This window comes from Pseudonocardia sp. Ae331_Ps2 (genome assembly GCF_001932405.1).
In the GTDB taxonomy this organism is placed as follows: Bacteria; Actinomycetota; Actinomycetes; order Mycobacteriales; family Pseudonocardiaceae; genus Pseudonocardia.
Map to the genome: position 1 here is coordinate 1 of NZ_MCIM01000005.1, position 15,380 is coordinate 15,380.

15 protein-coding genes are annotated in these 15,380 nt (G+C 67.1%); 2 read left to right on the top strand and 13 right to left on the bottom strand.

The window, feature by feature from the left end; genetic code table 11:
* Positions 1 to 307 precede the first annotated feature (307 nt).
* The 11 genes from Ae331Ps2_RS29715 to Ae331Ps2_RS29770 form a co-directional block, all read right to left on the bottom strand.
* On the bottom strand, positions 308 to 730 hold the full coding sequence (locus tag Ae331Ps2_RS29715; RefSeq protein ID WP_075313469.1) for a hypothetical protein: 423 nt from the start codon (positions 728 to 730) through the stop codon (positions 308 to 310).
* The gene (locus Ae331Ps2_RS29720; protein WP_217695669.1) at positions 727 to 1,533 is read right to left on the bottom strand and encodes a ParA family protein; all 807 of its coding nucleotides are present in this window, start codon (positions 1,531 to 1,533) and stop codon (positions 727 to 729) included. The genes Ae331Ps2_RS29715 and Ae331Ps2_RS29720 overlap by 4 nt, the downstream gene beginning before the upstream one ends.
* A gap of 164 nt (positions 1,534 to 1,697) precedes the next feature.
* Complete coding sequence (locus Ae331Ps2_RS29725) at positions 1,698 to 2,297, bottom strand: hypothetical protein (RefSeq protein WP_075313473.1); 600 nt, start codon at positions 2,295 to 2,297, stop codon at positions 1,698 to 1,700.
* Positions 2,297 to 5,239: a hypothetical protein gene (locus tag Ae331Ps2_RS29730; protein WP_139319178.1), complete on the bottom strand. Its 2,943-nt coding sequence runs from the start codon at positions 5,237 to 5,239 to the stop codon at positions 2,297 to 2,299. The genes Ae331Ps2_RS29725 and Ae331Ps2_RS29730 overlap by 1 nt, the downstream gene beginning before the upstream one ends.
* 792 nt (positions 5,240 to 6,031) lie before the next feature.
* Positions 6,032 to 6,523, bottom strand: a complete 492-nt coding sequence (gene ssb, locus Ae331Ps2_RS29740; protein ID WP_075313479.1) for a single-stranded DNA-binding protein — start codon at positions 6,521 to 6,523, stop codon at positions 6,032 to 6,034.
* Between the two features lie 65 nt (positions 6,524 to 6,588).
* On the bottom strand, positions 6,589 to 7,860 hold the full coding sequence (locus Ae331Ps2_RS29745) for a hypothetical protein (RefSeq protein ID WP_075313481.1): 1,272 nt from the start codon (positions 7,858 to 7,860) through the stop codon (positions 6,589 to 6,591).
* Complete coding sequence (locus Ae331Ps2_RS29750; protein ID WP_075313483.1) at positions 7,857 to 8,444, bottom strand: hypothetical protein; 588 nt, start codon at positions 8,442 to 8,444, stop codon at positions 7,857 to 7,859. Before Ae331Ps2_RS29750 ends, Ae331Ps2_RS29745 begins: the two co-directional genes overlap by 4 nt.
* A gap of 17 nt (positions 8,445 to 8,461) precedes the next feature.
* Positions 8,462 to 8,734, bottom strand: coding sequence for a WhiB family transcriptional regulator (locus Ae331Ps2_RS29755; RefSeq protein WP_075313499.1), 273 nt, complete (start codon positions 8,732 to 8,734; stop codon positions 8,462 to 8,464).
* Positions 8,727 to 9,032 (bottom strand): hypothetical protein, encoded by a 306-nt coding sequence (locus tag Ae331Ps2_RS29760; RefSeq protein ID WP_075313485.1) that lies wholly within the window; start codon positions 9,030 to 9,032, stop codon positions 8,727 to 8,729. The genes Ae331Ps2_RS29755 and Ae331Ps2_RS29760 overlap by 8 nt, the downstream gene beginning before the upstream one ends.
* Positions 9,033 to 9,461: 429 nt before the next feature.
* Positions 9,462 to 9,632 (bottom strand): hypothetical protein, encoded by a 171-nt coding sequence (locus tag Ae331Ps2_RS32380; protein WP_170918367.1) that lies wholly within the window; start codon positions 9,630 to 9,632, stop codon positions 9,462 to 9,464.
* Positions 9,633 to 9,645: 13 nt separating this feature from the next.
* Positions 9,646 to 10,596: a hypothetical protein gene (locus Ae331Ps2_RS29770; protein ID WP_075313489.1), complete on the bottom strand. Its 951-nt coding sequence runs from the start codon at positions 10,594 to 10,596 to the stop codon at positions 9,646 to 9,648.
* Between the two features lie 120 nt (positions 10,597 to 10,716).
* Between Ae331Ps2_RS29770 and Ae331Ps2_RS34480 the strand changes: the two genes are divergently transcribed.
* Both Ae331Ps2_RS34480 and Ae331Ps2_RS29780 read left to right on the top strand, forming a co-directional pair.
* Positions 10,717 to 10,920 carry a helix-turn-helix domain-containing protein gene (locus Ae331Ps2_RS34480; protein WP_075313491.1) on the top strand — a complete coding sequence of 68 codons (204 nt, stop codon included), beginning with the start codon at positions 10,717 to 10,719 and terminating at the stop codon, positions 10,918 to 10,920.
* A 163-nt stretch (positions 10,921 to 11,083) separates the two neighbouring features.
* Positions 11,084 to 12,325, top strand: coding sequence for an XRE family transcriptional regulator (locus tag Ae331Ps2_RS29780; RefSeq protein WP_139317317.1), 1,242 nt, complete (start codon positions 11,084 to 11,086; stop codon positions 12,323 to 12,325).
* A gap of 33 nt (positions 12,326 to 12,358) precedes the next feature.
* Here the strand turns inward: Ae331Ps2_RS29780 and Ae331Ps2_RS29785 are convergent, their stop codons facing one another.
* Together Ae331Ps2_RS29785 and Ae331Ps2_RS31685 are read right to left on the bottom strand one after the other, a co-directional pair.
* Positions 12,359 to 13,183: a transposase family protein gene (locus Ae331Ps2_RS29785; RefSeq protein ID WP_075313133.1), complete on the bottom strand. Its 825-nt coding sequence runs from the start codon at positions 13,181 to 13,183 to the stop codon at positions 12,359 to 12,361.
* A gap of 634 nt (positions 13,184 to 13,817) precedes the next feature.
* A complete protein-coding gene (locus Ae331Ps2_RS31685) occupies positions 13,818 to 14,168 on the bottom strand; it encodes a hypothetical protein (RefSeq protein ID WP_139317316.1) in 351 nt (116 codons plus the stop codon).
* Between the last annotated feature and the right edge of the window lie 1,212 nt (positions 14,169 to 15,380).

Consider the following 15,380-nt stretch of genomic DNA (forward strand, 5'->3'; position numbering starts at 1 on the left):
TGTGATCGTGTGATTGGGTAATGTTTGCGTGATCACGTGATTGTGTGGTGACTTTGTGTAGTTGTATCTCTTGGCTTACTGTGGGTGGTTTTTGGTTACTGAGGGTGTGCGGGGTTTGCGGGGTTTGGCGGGGTGAATTCCCCCAGAGCGACGGCGAAGGGTTAGGTGAGGCTTACCACCTCGCGCATGGTGGGGGTGGGGGAAGAGAGCCCAGGCAAACCCCGCAAACCCCGCGGGGGGGTCTAGGGGCTGCCAAGGGAGGTAGTCGTAGTGGTGAGGGTGACGACGCCGCCACACTTCGCTGCGGTCAGATGGACCGGCCGGTGCCCTTCGGTGCGGAGCGCGCGAGCCGGTCGACCGCCGCGCGGTACCGGTCGTTGTGCCGGTACAGCGCGAGCATCGCCCGCATGCGGTCCTGTGGGTCCGCGCGGTCCTCTAGCTCGGCGGTCTTGAGTGTGCGGTAGTCGTCGTCGTGCAGGTAGAGCCCGAGTCGCCTAGCGACCTTGGCCGAGGGTGGCACGAGGACCTGCGCGCGGGACGGCCGCTCCTGAGTGGGTGTCTCAGCGGGCGCTGTAGTGGCCGCTGCGGGCTTCTCGGCGGTCGTGCGGGTGGAACGTTTCCGTGCGGGCTTCGACGCCTCCTGGGCGCTCTCGGTCGCCGGTGCGGGGGCGTCGGGGTCGACGGCCTGCGGGCGCTGCATCTGCTCGCGGAGTCGGTTCTTCGTGGTCACTGGGACTCTCCTGCCTTGCGGGTCGAACGGCGGCGCACGAGGTCGCGCAGCAGGAAGCCGCGCACGATCTCAGCGAGGGCGGTGATCTCCGGGTCGCGACGGTCGCCGAGTCGCGAGCCCACCTGGAACGCCTCGTCGACGGCGGTGCGACGGGGCAGCTCGGCGCGCACCTGGTCGCCGAATTGTGCGATCGCGTCTTCCCGGATGATGGCCTGCACGTTGACCCGGATGTCGAACCCGGTCAGCACGACGCCGGCCCACCGCAGCCGGTGCGACCGCTGGATCTTCTTGACCCGGTCTCGGGCCTCCCCTGCCTTGCGGATGGCGTCGGTGGTGGCAGTGATCGGGGCGTAGGCCACGTCTGCGGCGTACATCGCGCACGTGGTGAGCGCGCCGGTCCGGCCGCCGGTGTCGTAGAGCACGAGGTCCCAGCGGCGCCCGAACCCGGCCGCGTCGGCGATGTCACGCAACAGCCAGAGGTCCGGGATCGCCACCTGCGCGATCCCGGTCAGCGACGCGCCTGCCGGGAGCAGGTCCACGCCCGGCCAGCGGGTCGGGATGATCTCCGAGTCGACCCGGGCGGCACCCTTCTCCGCGCTGGACTCGCCGGAGGTCACCCCGGCGTCGGTGAGCACCCCGGCGAGCCCGGGGACGTGCGCGGGAGCGTCGAACCGGTTGGACAGGTTCCGCTCGGGGTCGACGTCGACCAGCAGCACGCGCAGTCCTTCGCGGGACGCCTCACCGGCCATGAGCGTCTGCCACAGGGTCTTAGCGGTGCCCCCCTTGCCGGACAGGACAACCACTGACGTAGCCATATCCGCAGCTTAGCGGGTGTGCGATCACGTGACCACCCCATAGTTGAGTAATCGCGTGGCCGTGTGATCGCGTGATCGCACACGCCTCACCAGTTATGACGTTCCGTATTCGTGTAGGCCGCTACCACTGTCGGTGTGCGTGACCTGGTTGGTCAGTCGTGGAACTCGATGCGGTCGACATCGCGGAACCGCACGTCAGCGCCGTATCGCTCGCGCACCGCATCGTTGATCGCTTCCACGGCATCGTGTCGCGCGTCGCGCGCGTCGGCCTGCGCGTGGTCACGGCCGTAGGTGCGTAGCCCTGAGTAGGCCTCGGCGATGGCGCGCTGGTTCGCCGCGTTCGGGGGCCGGTCTTCGGCCAGCCACGCGCGCAGGGTGCGGCCGGACGGGTTGAGCCCGGCACGGTCGGCCAGCTCGGACCCGCGCGCGGTGCCGGTCAGGGCCCGGAGTTGAGAGTGCCAGCCGGTCGCGGTGTAGCTGGTGGCCTCACCCTGCGCGGCGCGGGCATTAGCCTGCTTCACCGCCGACAAGGCCGCTCCGACCCGGTCCAGGTCGAGCCGGTCGAGCCGGACCGCCGCGCGCGGGGTCTCGACCCCGGCCCACTCCACGCGGGCGCCGTAGACGGTCATCCGCTCGGGCATCTGCTCCTCCCCGGCCTGATACTCCTCCCAGGCGCGTTCGGCCGCCGCTTCCAGCGCGGCCTCCTCGGCGTCGGTGTAGTCGGTCGCCGGGCCCGTGTCCTTACTGGCCATCAGGTCTCCCGGGTCTCGCGCGCCTTCGCCTTGAAGCTGCCAAGTGCGACGCCGTCCGGGTCGATCTGAAGGGGAGCGCGCCCCCCGGGCCGCGGGGTGCTGGTCACGACCTCGAGCGCGTCGGCCGGGATCACCAGCTCGTCCACGTTCGCCAGCGCGACCGGGGCGAGCTCCGGCGCGAGCTTGCGGCAGTCGTCCGCCCACCGCCACAGAGTCGCCGCCGCCTGCGCCTGGATCGCGTGCGTCCAGTCCGGCCGCTGCGCTGCGGCGCGCCACTCACGGGCATCCCCGCTGGTCGGGGTGCCCAGCATCAGGGACAACGCCTGCCCGAACGCGGTCTTGACCGCCGCGTACTGGTCCGAGTCGCGACCGTAGGTCGTGATCGCCTCCTTGCGGAGTGCGTTGACGTAGCCGGTCCAGTCCGAGAGCCGCACACCGGCGGCGGTGTAGGAGTCGAGCACCGTCAGGTCGGCCCAGCGGCCTTCCTCTGCGAGATCCCGCAGCAACGCCGCGGTCGGTGTCGGCACCCACAGCTCGGTGGCCTTGCCGTGCCCGGCCAGCGGATGCGGCAGCTCGTCTCGCTCGGTCCACGGATGGACCTGCACCTGCCAGTAGCCCGCGCGTTGCGCGTCGAACTCGCACTCGCCGGTGTGCTCCAACCCGCCGTGCGCCACGAGCACTGACGACGCAGCCGCGACGAACGCGCCGGAGCGGTCCAGGGACACGACCTCCCCGACGAACGGGCGCTCCCACGCCCACGAGCTGATCACATGTGCGGCCCACGTGATCCCGGGCAGCGGTGGGCGCCAGAACGGCCGGCGGAGCCGACCCTCGGCATCCTTGCGGTGCGGCGCGAACTCCTCCTCCAACGCCCGCAGCACACGCAGCGGGGAGCCGTCGGCGAGCGCGGCGGTGTCAGCTGTCAGCCGCGCGGCCTGTTCCTGTCGCCGCTTCTGCGCGAACGCGCGTGCCGACGAGCCACGGCGCGGGCCCGACTTCGCGGCGGGCGGCTCGGGCTGCGCGGGCGGAGTCGGCACCTGGCCGTCGTCGGCAGGGTCCTGCTCCGGCGGGGTCGACGGCGTCGGGGTGCGGTCACGGTCGCCGCGGGGGCAGCCGTCCGGGGTGGCGTGCCGGGCGGTGCCGCACCGCGACCGGATCAACGTGGGGTGCCCGCACAGGACGCAGGGCTCCTCCTGGCCCTCGTCGAGGACCACCCCGAACCCGCAGGCGGGCCCGGGGACCTGACAGGCCACACACCCGGCGCCCGACTCTGCCGGGGTCTGAGCGGGAGACGGCTCCGGCGCGGCGGTCCGCGCGGCCGTGGTCAGCGGTTCCGGCCCCCCGACCGCGGCCTTGACCGGCACCGGGTAGCCCTCGGTCTCTCCGAGATGCTCGATGCGCCACATCCCGATTTTGTCGCGGGTCCGCCCGGCCCGGCGGACGGTGATCTTCTCGCCCGCCCATCGTCCTTCCCGGTTGGTCAGCCACCGTCCCAGGCTCTTCGCGATGACACCGACACCGAGTCGTCCGCGCACGACCTTCTCGCCCAGCTCGGCGGGGAGCGCATCGAGCGGGATCGGCCGCCGCGCCGCGTTCGCCTGATCAAACTCGCCGGTCCCGACGTGGTGATCCTCCGAGACCAGCGCCAGCAGCTCCTTCACCGTCCAGGCGCGTTCCCCGAACTGGCAGTGCACCGCTTCGAGGAAGTCTCGCCACTCCTCGTCGTCGTCTCCAACGGTGATCCGCTGGGAGTCTGCCCCGTCGAACGTGCCGGAGATGCCCGCGTGTCCCAAGATCCCGTCCACGGTCTCGATCCACGCCCGGTAGGAGTCCGCTCCGGCCTTGCGGCGCAGGGGCCGCCCGGCGACCACCCACGCCCTGATCAGCGTGAGCAGGGCCCCGATCAGCGCGCCACGGCGCTGCCCCACCCAGCCCTTCAGGTCCTTGATCGTGAAGTCGTTTCGCTTCTCGGGGTGCGGCACCCCGGGGTCGATGGTGATCTGCACGGTGCGCCGGACGAGGTCACCGCCGAGCGACATGTTGTTCCCGGTGACGACCCAGGTGCGATCGTTCTTCGCGGTCACCGTCTCGGTCGCGCCGAGTCGCCGATCCGACCAGACCGGCGAGGTGAGCAGGCCAGCGAGCACCGGGGACTTCAGCGTCCCGGACACGTTGTCGAACTCGACCACCGGCGCGGTCGTGGTGTCCAGGATCGTGGTGATGGACTTGCGCCACTCCTCGGAGTCGGCGGGGGTGTCCGCGCGGAACACGCCACCGTGCAGCGTGCGAATGATGTCGCACAGCAGCGACTTCCCCGACCCCGGTGACGGGGCACCGATTGCGGCCAGCTTGTAGGGCGGCGGACAGATCTCCCGCAGCAGCGGGGTCAGCAGCATCCCGACGTAGTTCGCGTGGTCGGCCTCGGACTTGAACGCGAAGTCGGCGAGCATGTCCGACAGCAGCGTGACCGCCGCACGGACATCTGTGTCGGTCGGTTCCTGCGGGACCGGGGGCACGGTCAGCCCGTCCGGCGGCAGGAAGATCAACCGCGTCTCGGGGTCGTAGCCCGGCTGGTCGATGATCGTGCCGTCCCGGCGCGGCGTCGGCACGTGCGTCACGCCGCGCAGCGGGCGCAGCGACCGCATGTAGTCCAGCGAGTCCACCGCCCGCTGCGCCGCGTCGAGCGGGAACAGCGTGTCCACCTCCCGCGGCGCGCCGTCCTTGGTGTAGCGGATCTCGCGGCACGAGTGCGTCTGATCGACCAGCGCGGCGACCTGGCGGGCGGTCACCCGCCGGACCTGCGCGGGCCCGTCATCGTCGTCCGGGTCGCGGGGTGGCACGTGCCCGTCCTCACCGACGCGCGGGGTGTGCACGACGTCGTTGCCGCGCCGGAACACGCCCGACAGCGGCCCGGCACCCATCGAGGCGGTGAGCCATTGCAAGGACCCGGCGGGCGACTCAATGACCAGCTCCGGCCGCTCCGGGCCTCGCGAGACCGGCCGCCCGGGTGCGGCCTCTCTGGTGCTGCCGGACGTGCGGCGGCCACGCGTCGGCGACTTCTTCTCGGCACTAGCAGCGGATGCCGCCTTGCTCGCGGCCTTCCCGCTCACCGGGCCCACCGCCGCGGCCCGGTAGTAGAAACACGCCTAGTTTGCGTCGCCTGGCCTGGTGTCGGCCTGTACAGTCGCACGCGCGACCTCCTAAGAGGTAGTTCAGTCGAGGACCCCCCGCCGCGCCGCGAAACGAGACGGGGGGTCTTCGCATGTTCAGGGTCGGTTAGGCGCTGAGGTCCAACTGCTCCGGGTGGTCGGGCACAGGGAAGCCGTGAGCCTTGGCCACCAGCCGGATCAGATACTCGTTGAGGCTGAGTCCGAGCGCGGTCGCGCGCTCCTCGTAGAGGGCCCGGTGTTCGGCTGGCCAGTGCACCTTGCAGGGGTTGCGTGGCCCCCAGCGTGGCGTTGGTCCATATGACATGAGCCATTCCTACCGGAACCCGACTCTGACTCGGGGTCGACGCGCCGATGACGCTGGATCGTGTGTTCATCGGTTCCTCCTCCTGCCTGTCCAGGACCACGGCCCCGGCAGGTCGACACGCTGGCGGTCCGCGCGGCTGTTCCAGGACCACGGTCCGAGCCGGACGGTCACCGACGTGATCCGCCACCGGAGCCATCCGGTGGACGCGGCGTTGATCACGAGGGGGCCGAGCGGGAAGCGTTTGCGGCCGTGCACGCCCATCAGAACGGCCCCTCGTTCTCGTCCTGGCCCTCGCCGTCGCCCTGTGGCTTCTCGGTCCGGGGCGGTCGGGTTCTGCGGTCGGCGGTCTCCCCGGTGTGCGGGTCGACCGGCGCCGCGCCTCCGTTCCTGCCGCGCTTCGTGATGGCGACAGTGGCGAACTGGGTCGAGGCGCCCACCTCGTCGGCCTGCATCTCGATCACGGTGCGCTTGTCGCCTTCCCGGGTCTCGAACGAGCGCTGCACGAGGCGGCCGTGCACGATCAGGCGGTCTCCCTTGCGGGCGGACTCGGCGAGGTTTTCCGCGGGATCGCGCCACAGAGTGCAGCGCAGAAACAGCGGGTCGCCGTCGCGCCATTCGCCGGTCTGCCGGTCGAATGTGCGCGGATTCGATGCGACGGTGAAGTTCGCGACCGCGGTTCCGGACTCGGTGAATCGCAGCTCGGGGTCGGCCGTGAGGTGCCCGATGATGGTGGTGACGATCTCTCCGGACATACCGATCGGTGTCCTTTCTTGGCGAGTTTCTGAAGGGTTGTGTTTCTGGTTTTTTGTTGTGTCGGTCAGGCTACTTCGGCGGGTTGTTCGGAGGTTTCCTGTTCCCACATGGCGCCCCACTCGTCAAGGCTCTGAGTGGTCCACGTGGGAGACCGTCCCGACCGTTGCGTGTTCGGGATCTCGTGGGCCTGTCGCCGCTTCCTGAAGGTTTCCGGATGAATGCCCAGGTAGGCGGCTGCGTCCACGTTTCCTGTCACCCACTCCGCGCCGCGCTGCGTCGATTCCTCGGCGGCCGGCGTCCCCGGTTCCCACTTCCCACTCCCCTCAGTTGGCCCAGCGACAGCGGCCTCGGTCGCCGTGTCATGGGAAGTAGTTGTGGCCCACTGCTTGATTTCGTCGTCGGTGGCCCAAATGTTCTGAACCCACGTCTCGGATTCGCCGTCGGAATAGATCCAGCGGCCCCGTTCCGGGCGCGACCGTGGCACCGGAAACGTTCCGGCGAGACGCATCCAGTTCTGCCGACGGAATCCCGCGAGCCCACGGAACCCGAGGCTCGTGATAAGCCCGATTCCACCGGTGATCTGGTGGTCGATTCGTTGTCCGGCGAGCACGATGTGAACGCGGAACGCCGCGCCTTGCCACATGATCGCGGCGATGTCGTCCCACACCGGTGGGTGCGCCGGATCGCCCTTCTCCTTGATCTGGCGCCACAACTGCATGGACTGAGCCGAGAACTGTGACAGTTCGTCGATCAGGAGCAGGTGGAAGGGGAATTCAAGCGTCGGGTCGTCGGCCCGCTCGTTGCATCGCCGATCCATGAGTTTCTTGACGTGGCGGATACCGTTCCACATCGCCGCGATATCGGCCGGATCGTTGTGCAGGTGGAACCGGGGAACACCGAACAGTGACTTGAAGGATTCCCGCTTAACGTCGATTCCGGTGGCCTCCGCGGCGGGGTCCTGATGCAGGATTTGAGCCGCCGACAGGGACAGGAACGTGCTCTTTCCGCGCCGGGATCCGACCTCGAATCCCCAGTGCGGGTCATCGGCGAGGAAGCTCCCGTGGAACGGCTTGCGCTGCCGGTCGAGGCCGATCAGGATCTCGCCGGGCTTGCACGCCTCGACCTTGTCCCGCACCGACGCGAACGGCACCACCCGCGGGCACTGCGCGACCCGCACGAAGTCGACCGTGAACGGGTGCTTGGTCGTGCGCCAGCGAGCCTCCACCTCGAACGGCAGCCGGGCGTTCGCGAGCGCGGTCACCGCCTTCTTCTGCTCCGCCGTGCCCTGGAAATGATCCGGCAGTTGCAGCGTGGCGACGATCTTCTCGGTGGTCATGCCGCCTCCTCGTGCTCCTGGTCGTCGTCCGCGCGGATGCTGCGCAGGCTCGCGCGCGGCAGGGACAGGTTGACGTCGCGTGGTGACATCTGAAGCAGCGGCGCGACCGCGGCCCGGAACGGGCGCAGCAGGGTGCGCTCGTGCTTCGCCTCGCGCACACGGGAGTCGATCGTGACGATCGACCACCACAGCGTCACGGCCACGATCACACTCGCCGTCAGCGTGACGAGGGTCTGCGCGGACGAGTCGAAGAAGTGCCAGCCCGTGACCCACGCCCATGCGCACGCACTTGCGACGCACAAGCACGCGCACCGGATCGCCGCGCGCTTCCACTCCGGCAGGTAGTCCCATGCGCCCGGGGTGCGCCCGTTTGGATTCAGCTTCCGCGTCCCGGCGTTTCGCCATTCGGCATCGGTTTTGCGTGCGCGGTCACCGCGCATCGGTCGCCCGGTCAGGAACCGGAAGACCACCTTGAACAGTCCCGTGAAGATGACGATGAGAACGATGAGGCCGTGGTCCTTCCGGCCCATCCGCATTCCCTCGCCGCGGGTCGCGCCCGCCCAAAGCCCACTACCCATGATCATGCACTCCCTTTGTTGTCTCAGCTTGCGATCGGTAGATCCGTACAACGGTTGCGGCGCCGTATGGCGCGGCGTTCCTGCTCGTCCAGCCCACCCCAGACACCCCACTTCTCACCGACGGTGAGTGCGTGCTCGCGGCACGCGTCGAGTACCGGGCACCCCGCGCATACGCGCTTTGCGCGCGCAACCTGTCGGGTGTGCGCGGGCGAATCGGGTTCGGCGGTGGGGTAATGCGTGTCGTAGGGCACGCTGCGGCAGGCAGCGCCGTGCCACGGGTCCCGGCTGTCACTCATGCGGAACACCTCCTGACAGGTCGTGCGCGAGCACGGTCAAATCAATGCGCAGATCGACAAGCGAACTGGCGACGATCTCCAACGCCGAACCGACGAGAACGGCGGCATGCGTGGCAGTAGTCGGGTCGGTCTGCGTGATGTCCGCCTGGTGCTGGACGACGCGGATCGCGTCGGTGAGCACCTGGCGTAGGTCGTCGGCGTGGCGCGCGCACATCGCGGCCACGTCCTCCGGGGACTCGTGCGCGGGGGTCGGGTCAACGGCGACCAGGCGCGTGCGGAAATCTGCGTCGAGACTCATCGGGTCACCTCCTGTCGTGTCGAGCATTGGACATTGCTGCATCGGCCTTTCAGAACGCGGCACGAGCACCGGCCGCACCATTCGATCCCGTTGCGGGTCGTGTTCTTGCCCCGCTTTCCGGGCCGCGTGGTCTTGGTGTCGGTGGTGGACCAGCACCCACACTTCAGGAGGGACTTCCGGCAAGCTATGCAGCGCGGCATCAGGAACCGCCCCCGTGGCTGTGGTTGACGGTGGACGTTGTCACCGAATTGACCGAGGAGAAGAAGTCTCCGGTCGCCTGCGGGAGCCCTTCGCCCATCGGGGTCGTGATGAACAGCACGATGGCTCCGAGAAGCATGAGCGCGCCGATCCCGCCCGCTCCGCCCCGAAGACAGGCGACTCCGGCGAGGATTAGCATTACGAGGATGATTCCGACTGACCCGGACATGATCACTGCTCCTTTTCGTTGTTGGTCAGCTCGCGATCTGTGGACTCGTCTCGCTCGGTGCGCGGGCCGGGGATCTCGAACAGGGGCTCCGGTTCGGCCCCGCTCTCTGCGAGTCGGGCGACGGCCCGGTCCCGGCCGCAGAGCTGGTCAAAGCGCGTCTTCGTCACCCGCATCTGCCCGGCCCTCCTAGCCCGCGATCCGGAGGTCCGGCGGGGTCTTCGCGCGGTCGCGCCGGACCGTGTCCGTGACCTGTGACGGCGCGACCTCCACGCCGCGCGCGGCGAGCCATCGGGTGATCTCCCGCGGCGACTGGTCCGGCGCCTCGGTGAGTGCGCGGCGGATCGCGTCGGACTTGCGCAGGGACGCCCACTCGTCCGCCTCGCCGTGGCTGGTGTCGGTGGCCGTGGCCTCGGGCGCCGCGGTGATGGGCGACCCGAGGTCGTCGGCGCGGCTCATCTCCCAGGGGGAGGGCTGGTCGAGGGCCCGGAGCGCGTCCGCGTGCCGGACCGCGGCCAGCTCGTCGAGCATGCGGGCCCGCATCGTGTCGTCGTGCGCCACGTGGGAGGCGCGCAGCGCGCGAGCCAGGCGAGCGCGGCGCCACGGCGTGCTGCGCCCGGCCAGCGCCAGGCGGGCAGCGCGGTGGGCGGCCCGATCTCGAGTACGGGCCAGCGCGGTCCGACCATCGTCCGCGAGCCCGATCCTGGACAGGGCCCGCTCCCGCAGCTCCGCCGCGACCCGGGCCCACGTACCGCTCACAGCCGGCCGATGGGCCCGCAGCTCGATCCCGAGCGCGAGATGCAACGCCAGCACGCCGAGCACCGGCCCCAGCGCCACCCTCAGCGCCCCGCCGACCGGGCCGGACAACCACACCGCAGCGACGCCGAGAGCCGCGCAGATGCCCCACGCGAGCCAGCGCGCCGGGCCCGGCTGGCCAGACCGGCGCACCCCCGCCCGCATCGCCACCCCACACGCGATCAGGGCAACTTCCGCGACGAGGAACAACGCCGCGCGCTCCCACATCTGCGTCACGCCGAGCAGGCCGAACGCGCGCCACGAGGTATCGGCGCTGACCAGCAAAGACAGGGCGGAGACGGCATAGAAGCTGCGCGAGCCAGCATCTGCCGAGGTGATCTTCATGAGGGACAGCCTCCGATGCAACTGAGGTATGCGATGCAGCGAGGGTACGTGTTCCGATGTATCCGATGCAAATGATGTACCCGATGAGAGAGAGGTAGGTGACGTGAGAGAGTGGAAGTTGTGACCGAAGGACGCCTGCTCAGCACCGGTGAGGCAGCTGACGCCTTGGAGATCGACCGCACGACGCTTGCTCGCTGGGCTCGGGCAGGTCGAGTCACTCCGGCGTCGAAGACCATCGGCGGATACCTGCGCTGGGATCTCGCGAAGCTGCGGACCGAGCTTGAGGCGGCAGGAGCAATCACTCCCAGTCGGGAATCGGACTGACTCCGGGTGGTTTGAGCTGGTCATGGCCTCACCGTGGGCCACGTCACGCATCGCTGGGCAGTGGCACGGTGGGTGCCAGTCAAGTTGTCACCCCGTATCACCCCCTGGCATCGGGGAGACTTGAGAGCGCCGTCGCTGCGAGCTGGGAAGGGGACCACGGGGCATGGACGAACTTCCGGCGTGGGCTAGTCGCATCCGCGCCGAGCGGAACGCGCGCCGCTGGTCTCAGCGGGATCTAGCTCGGGCGATGAGTGCTCATGCCGAGGTGCCGACTGATGACGAGCCGGGTCGAAAGCTGGACATCGAGAATGTCCGCCGACGCCTGATTGATTGGGAAAAAGGCCGAAACGCGCCAGATCGATACCATCAGGCATTGATCGCGCGGTCATTCAATACTGTCACCGCGGCGTTTTTTCCGGAACAGGAGCGGGCCAGGCGTGAGGCAGAACTAGCCGAGTCGCACGGACAAGATACGTTTACGATTGTTCAGCGACTTCAGCGGTCTGATATAGACGGCGCGACGCTCGACGCGCTAAGAATCACGATCGATCAACTATGCTGTGACTATGCGACAGTTCCGAGTCGACAACTAGTTGACCAGGGACACCGATGGCTACATCACGTCTCTGGCATGCTGGCTGGCTCGTTGACCCTGAGCCAGCACAGAGAGGCAATGGTGCTCGCGGGTTGGCTGGCACTATTGGTGGGTTGCGTCGAGTGGGACATGGGGCGCGCAGCAGATGCGGAAAAAACGCGTCGGGCTGCATTGTCCCTGGCAAGAGAAGCTGAAAACGCGGAGCTTGCCGGGTGGGCCCATGAGATGAAGGCGTGGTTCGCTCTCACCGGCGGGGACTTCCGTGGCGTTATCGCTGCCGCCAAGGAGGGCGCCGAGCTGGCGCCGAGTCATGGTGTAGCTGTCCAGTTGTCCGCGCAGGAGGCCAAAGCATGGGCACGCATGGGGGACCGCCGGCAAGTTGAGCTCGCGCTCGAACGTGGGCGACAGCAGCTCGAACGGCTGCCGTATCCAAATGATGTCACTAATCACTTCGTGGTCGATCCGGCTAAGTACGATTTCTACGTCATGGACGCCTATCGGATACTTGGTGAAAACGAGCTAGCCAAGACGTATGCTGATGAAGTCCTCCGAGCCGGTACCGATTTCAGCGGTCGAGAGACGAGCACGATGCGAAACGCCGAGGCGCGTATCACCCTAGGAGTTGTCGCAGCTCGGGAAGGGGACCTAGAGACGGCACTGTCATATGGGAATCAAGCAATTGATAGCGACCGGCAATCGGTCCCGTCGCTCCTGATGGTGTCGAGCGAATTGGACGCTGTGGTAGCAGAGAGATTCCCTGCCGAGCCGGATGCGCAAGAGTACCGGCAGCGACTAATGCAACTCCGCTAAAGACACACTGAGGTGTTCTCAGTAGCGGGTTGATCATGTCGTGCGGTCGTACTCGGTGTGGAGTAGTACGAGCGCAGCTGCGGTGATCGCGCCGGTGCGCCAGGGACATAGCGTGACTCGCCGCAACGCGGCGAAGGTGGTCTTGAGCAGGGCGTTTCCGCGTTCGGCCAGAGCACGAAGGGCTGAGTGCAGGGTGTTGACGGTGCGCTGGTTGACCGTCTGCCCGCGGCCGGGGGCGAGTTTGATGGGCACGGTGAGCCGGTCGGCTTCGCCTTCGTAGCCGAGGTCGCCCAGCGCGGCGTGGGTGTCGTCGGTGAACGCGGCCAGGCCCTCGAGCAGCCCGGGGTGGGTACGGGCGCAGCGGGTGTCGTGCTCGCGGCCCGGCCGCACGTCGCTGGTCCATAGCGGCCATCCATCAGGTGCGGTGAGGACCTGGATGTTCCCGCCGTGGCGGCGGTGCTTGCCCGACCACCACAGGTCGACCCCGGGGGTGAGGCCGAGCGCGCGGCACCGGTCGGTGGCGATCAGGGTGCCGTCGAGATTCACGTGGGTGTGCCCGGCTGTGCGGGCGGCGAGCAGGGCTCCGTGCAGGCCGGGTGCGGCCGCGGCGAGGACGTCGATGCCTTCGTGCAGGTAACGGTAGGCCGTTGCAGTGCTGATCGCGTTGTCACCGGCCAAACATCGGACCCGGGTAGCATCACAGAACCAGCGGATCACCAGCACTGCCTGGGCGAACGGGGTCAACGCCCGCCGCCGGGTGCCACGTCGACGGCGTTGAAGGACCAGGAGCCGCGCCAGATAGGCCACGGTGCGCTCCCCGATCGGGAGGACAGCGGTGTAGGTGACAGGATCAGACATGCAGGACCTCGGTGACGGTGTCGATCTGTGCTGGACCGAACCGATCTACCGGGGTCCTGCCCCGTTCCCGCTCATCTCACCACCCTCGGCGTGTCGCCACGACCTGCCACCCCGCTACTGAGAACACCTCACTTCCCCCACGGAACCCGGCAACAACAGGAACCCGTGTGAACCGCCCGGCCGTAAGGCCAGGCTGCCACCCTGTGAAGCACGCTCACATCTGCCCACAAGACGGCAACGGATGCTGTGGTCATGACTCGGATGGCGATCTACGTCGGCGGTCCGCTTGATGGTGAGCAGGTCTCGGCGGCACGCAGGCAGAGGTCAGCGAACAACTAGCCAGAACACGCCGTACGGCGGTGGTGACACTCCGCCTCCAAGGACTGACCTACCGAGAGATCGCCGCTCACACCGGCGACACCCCCGCCATCGTCGGTCGCCTCCTCGCCGACGCCGCAACGGTGAGTGGGACGCGGCCCGGGCCGCCGCCGGGCTGCCCCCGGACCCGAAGTCTCGACCCGCACCCGGTTGACATGCTCCCCTGGCTATATGACGACCGTTACCGCAGGCAAAGCCACAACCGCAAATCAATGTTGAAAAGCGCTAAGGTGACTTTCTGCAAGATTCCGGGCGCCTATCTCTGAAACGCTCGTCCGATTCCAGCCGCAACAAAAGAAATAAAAATCGCTACAGGCGTATAAAAAATCACCCCAAAAATCCAATAATTCTCGCCTCGGTTGACTATTTCGCCCAAAATAAAGACGCAGCTTGCTGCAGCGGCAGTGCATATTCCTACTCTGGTCCATGACAGACTAGTAAGTCTAACTCCAACACCAAAAGAAACTGCGCCAAGAAGGAGCAGGGATAAGCCAACATGCAATTCGCGAGCAGCCCCCCAGGGCAATAGTACGATAGACAGCAAGATGGAAGTGAAGGCAACTGTGGCCACCTGCCAACCTATTAATTTAGCCGTCAGGCCTTCCATTGCTAATCCTAGAGGCTTCATAGGAGTAGAATTATGCTTCACTGAGCCGCCCCAGGTGTCCCACCTGCAACCACCCCTGCGTAGTACGCCTGTGCGCGCCCCCGGCAGTAATCAAGGTATCCAGTCGTGTCTCCTTGAAACGTAAAGTCGCACTGCTGATCCAGATCGCGCTTAAATTGGTTGTCGCAGCCAGCTTTATTAGCAGATCGATCGTAGCAAAGATCGTGTCGAGCGCAAGGGCCTCGAAAGTCTACAGTCCTCCTCTTTAGTTGCTTATTGTTGATTACTGGCTCATCTGAAGACCAAGTACAAAAGTCATGCCTCGGTCCCAGTTTAGGATTGTACACATACTCCGGAGGCACGGGTACTGCACTTGCAGCGAAAGCAGTACCCGACGACAACGAAAACATGAGAATTCCAGCGCAGAGAGCGCATGATAAAATCAGCAATTTACGCAAAATATTTCCCTCGGGTTAATAGTTCGCATGGGACTGCACCGATCATGCCCTATGGTCTAACTCACAGCAACCCCCACCGAGCTCCAAGACCGCCCCGGGTTCCCGCGCGTCAGCGCGGGAACCCACAACAGGACAGGGCGAAGCACCACCGCTTCGGACCGTCATGGCGGGTGTCCTCACCCTCGGCGGGGCTGCCGAGGGATGCAGGGGCCCACTCAGCCACGTGTGCGCGCCACTGAGCTTTTTTCAACCTGTTTTCACAGGTCAGAGCTTGGTGGACCGTGTCTCTGACCCCTGACGGCAGCTCAGGGGGGACGGTCGGCGAGTTCCTCCCGGGACTGCTTCCGGTAGCGGCGCACGATGAGTGCCCCCCTCGGCGCGGGGCGCGTCGTGCGCTGGCCACACCCACGTGAGTCTCGACGGCACCCTGATCGCCACCGACTGGCGCCTCACGCTCGGACCCACCGCCGGGATCGACCTGTGGTGGTTGGGAAGGGCCAGCGTGATCGCAGCCGCGCCCTGTGGGGTTTGCAGGGTATGCGGACCAAAATCCCCCACCCCCACCACACATGAGTTGGTAAATCTAACCTAACCCCTTGCCGTCACTCTGGGGGAATTTAGGATCGCATACCCCGCAAACCCCGCACACTCTCAGTAATCAAAAAACCACCCACAGTAATCAAGAGCTGGCGAATACACAAAGTCACCATACAATCACGTGATCACACAATCACCACCCAATCACACAATCACG

Excerpts from the sequence above, each read along its gene's own strand:
- Ae331Ps2_RS29750 (WP_075313483.1), bottom strand. The coding sequence starts at position 8,444 with ATGATCATGGGTAGTGGGCTTTGGGCGGGCGCGACCCGCGGCGAGGGA.
- ssb (WP_075313479.1), bottom strand. The coding sequence starts at position 6,523 with ATGTCCGGAGAGATCGTCACCACCATCATCGGGCACCTCACGGCCGAC.
- Ae331Ps2_RS29725 (WP_075313473.1), bottom strand. The coding sequence starts at position 2,297 with ATGGCCAGTAAGGACACGGGCCCGGCGACCGACTACACCGACGCCGAG.
- Ae331Ps2_RS29770 (WP_075313489.1), bottom strand. The coding sequence starts at position 10,596 with ATGAAGATCACCTCGGCAGATGCTGGCTCGCGCAGCTTCTATGCCGTC.
- Ae331Ps2_RS29745 (WP_075313481.1), bottom strand. The coding sequence starts at position 7,860 with ATGACCACCGAGAAGATCGTCGCCACGCTGCAACTGCCGGATCATTTC.
- Ae331Ps2_RS32380 (WP_170918367.1), bottom strand. The coding sequence starts at position 9,632 with ATGCGGGTGACGAAGACGCGCTTTGACCAGCTCTGCGGCCGGGACCGG.
- Ae331Ps2_RS29785 (WP_075313133.1), bottom strand. The coding sequence starts at position 13,183 with ATGTCTGATCCTGTCACCTACACCGCTGTCCTCCCGATCGGGGAGCGC.
- Ae331Ps2_RS29760 (WP_075313485.1), bottom strand. The coding sequence starts at position 9,032 with ATGAGTCTCGACGCAGATTTCCGCACGCGCCTGGTCGCCGTTGACCCG.
- Ae331Ps2_RS29755 (WP_075313499.1), bottom strand. The coding sequence starts at position 8,734 with ATGAGTGACAGCCGGGACCCGTGGCACGGCGCTGCCTGCCGCAGCGTG.
- Ae331Ps2_RS29780 (WP_139317317.1), top strand. The coding sequence starts at position 11,084 with ATGGACGAACTTCCGGCGTGGGCTAGTCGCATCCGCGCCGAGCGGAAC.
- Ae331Ps2_RS31685 (WP_139317316.1), bottom strand. The coding sequence starts at position 14,168 with ATGGAAGGCCTGACGGCTAAATTAATAGGTTGGCAGGTGGCCACAGTT.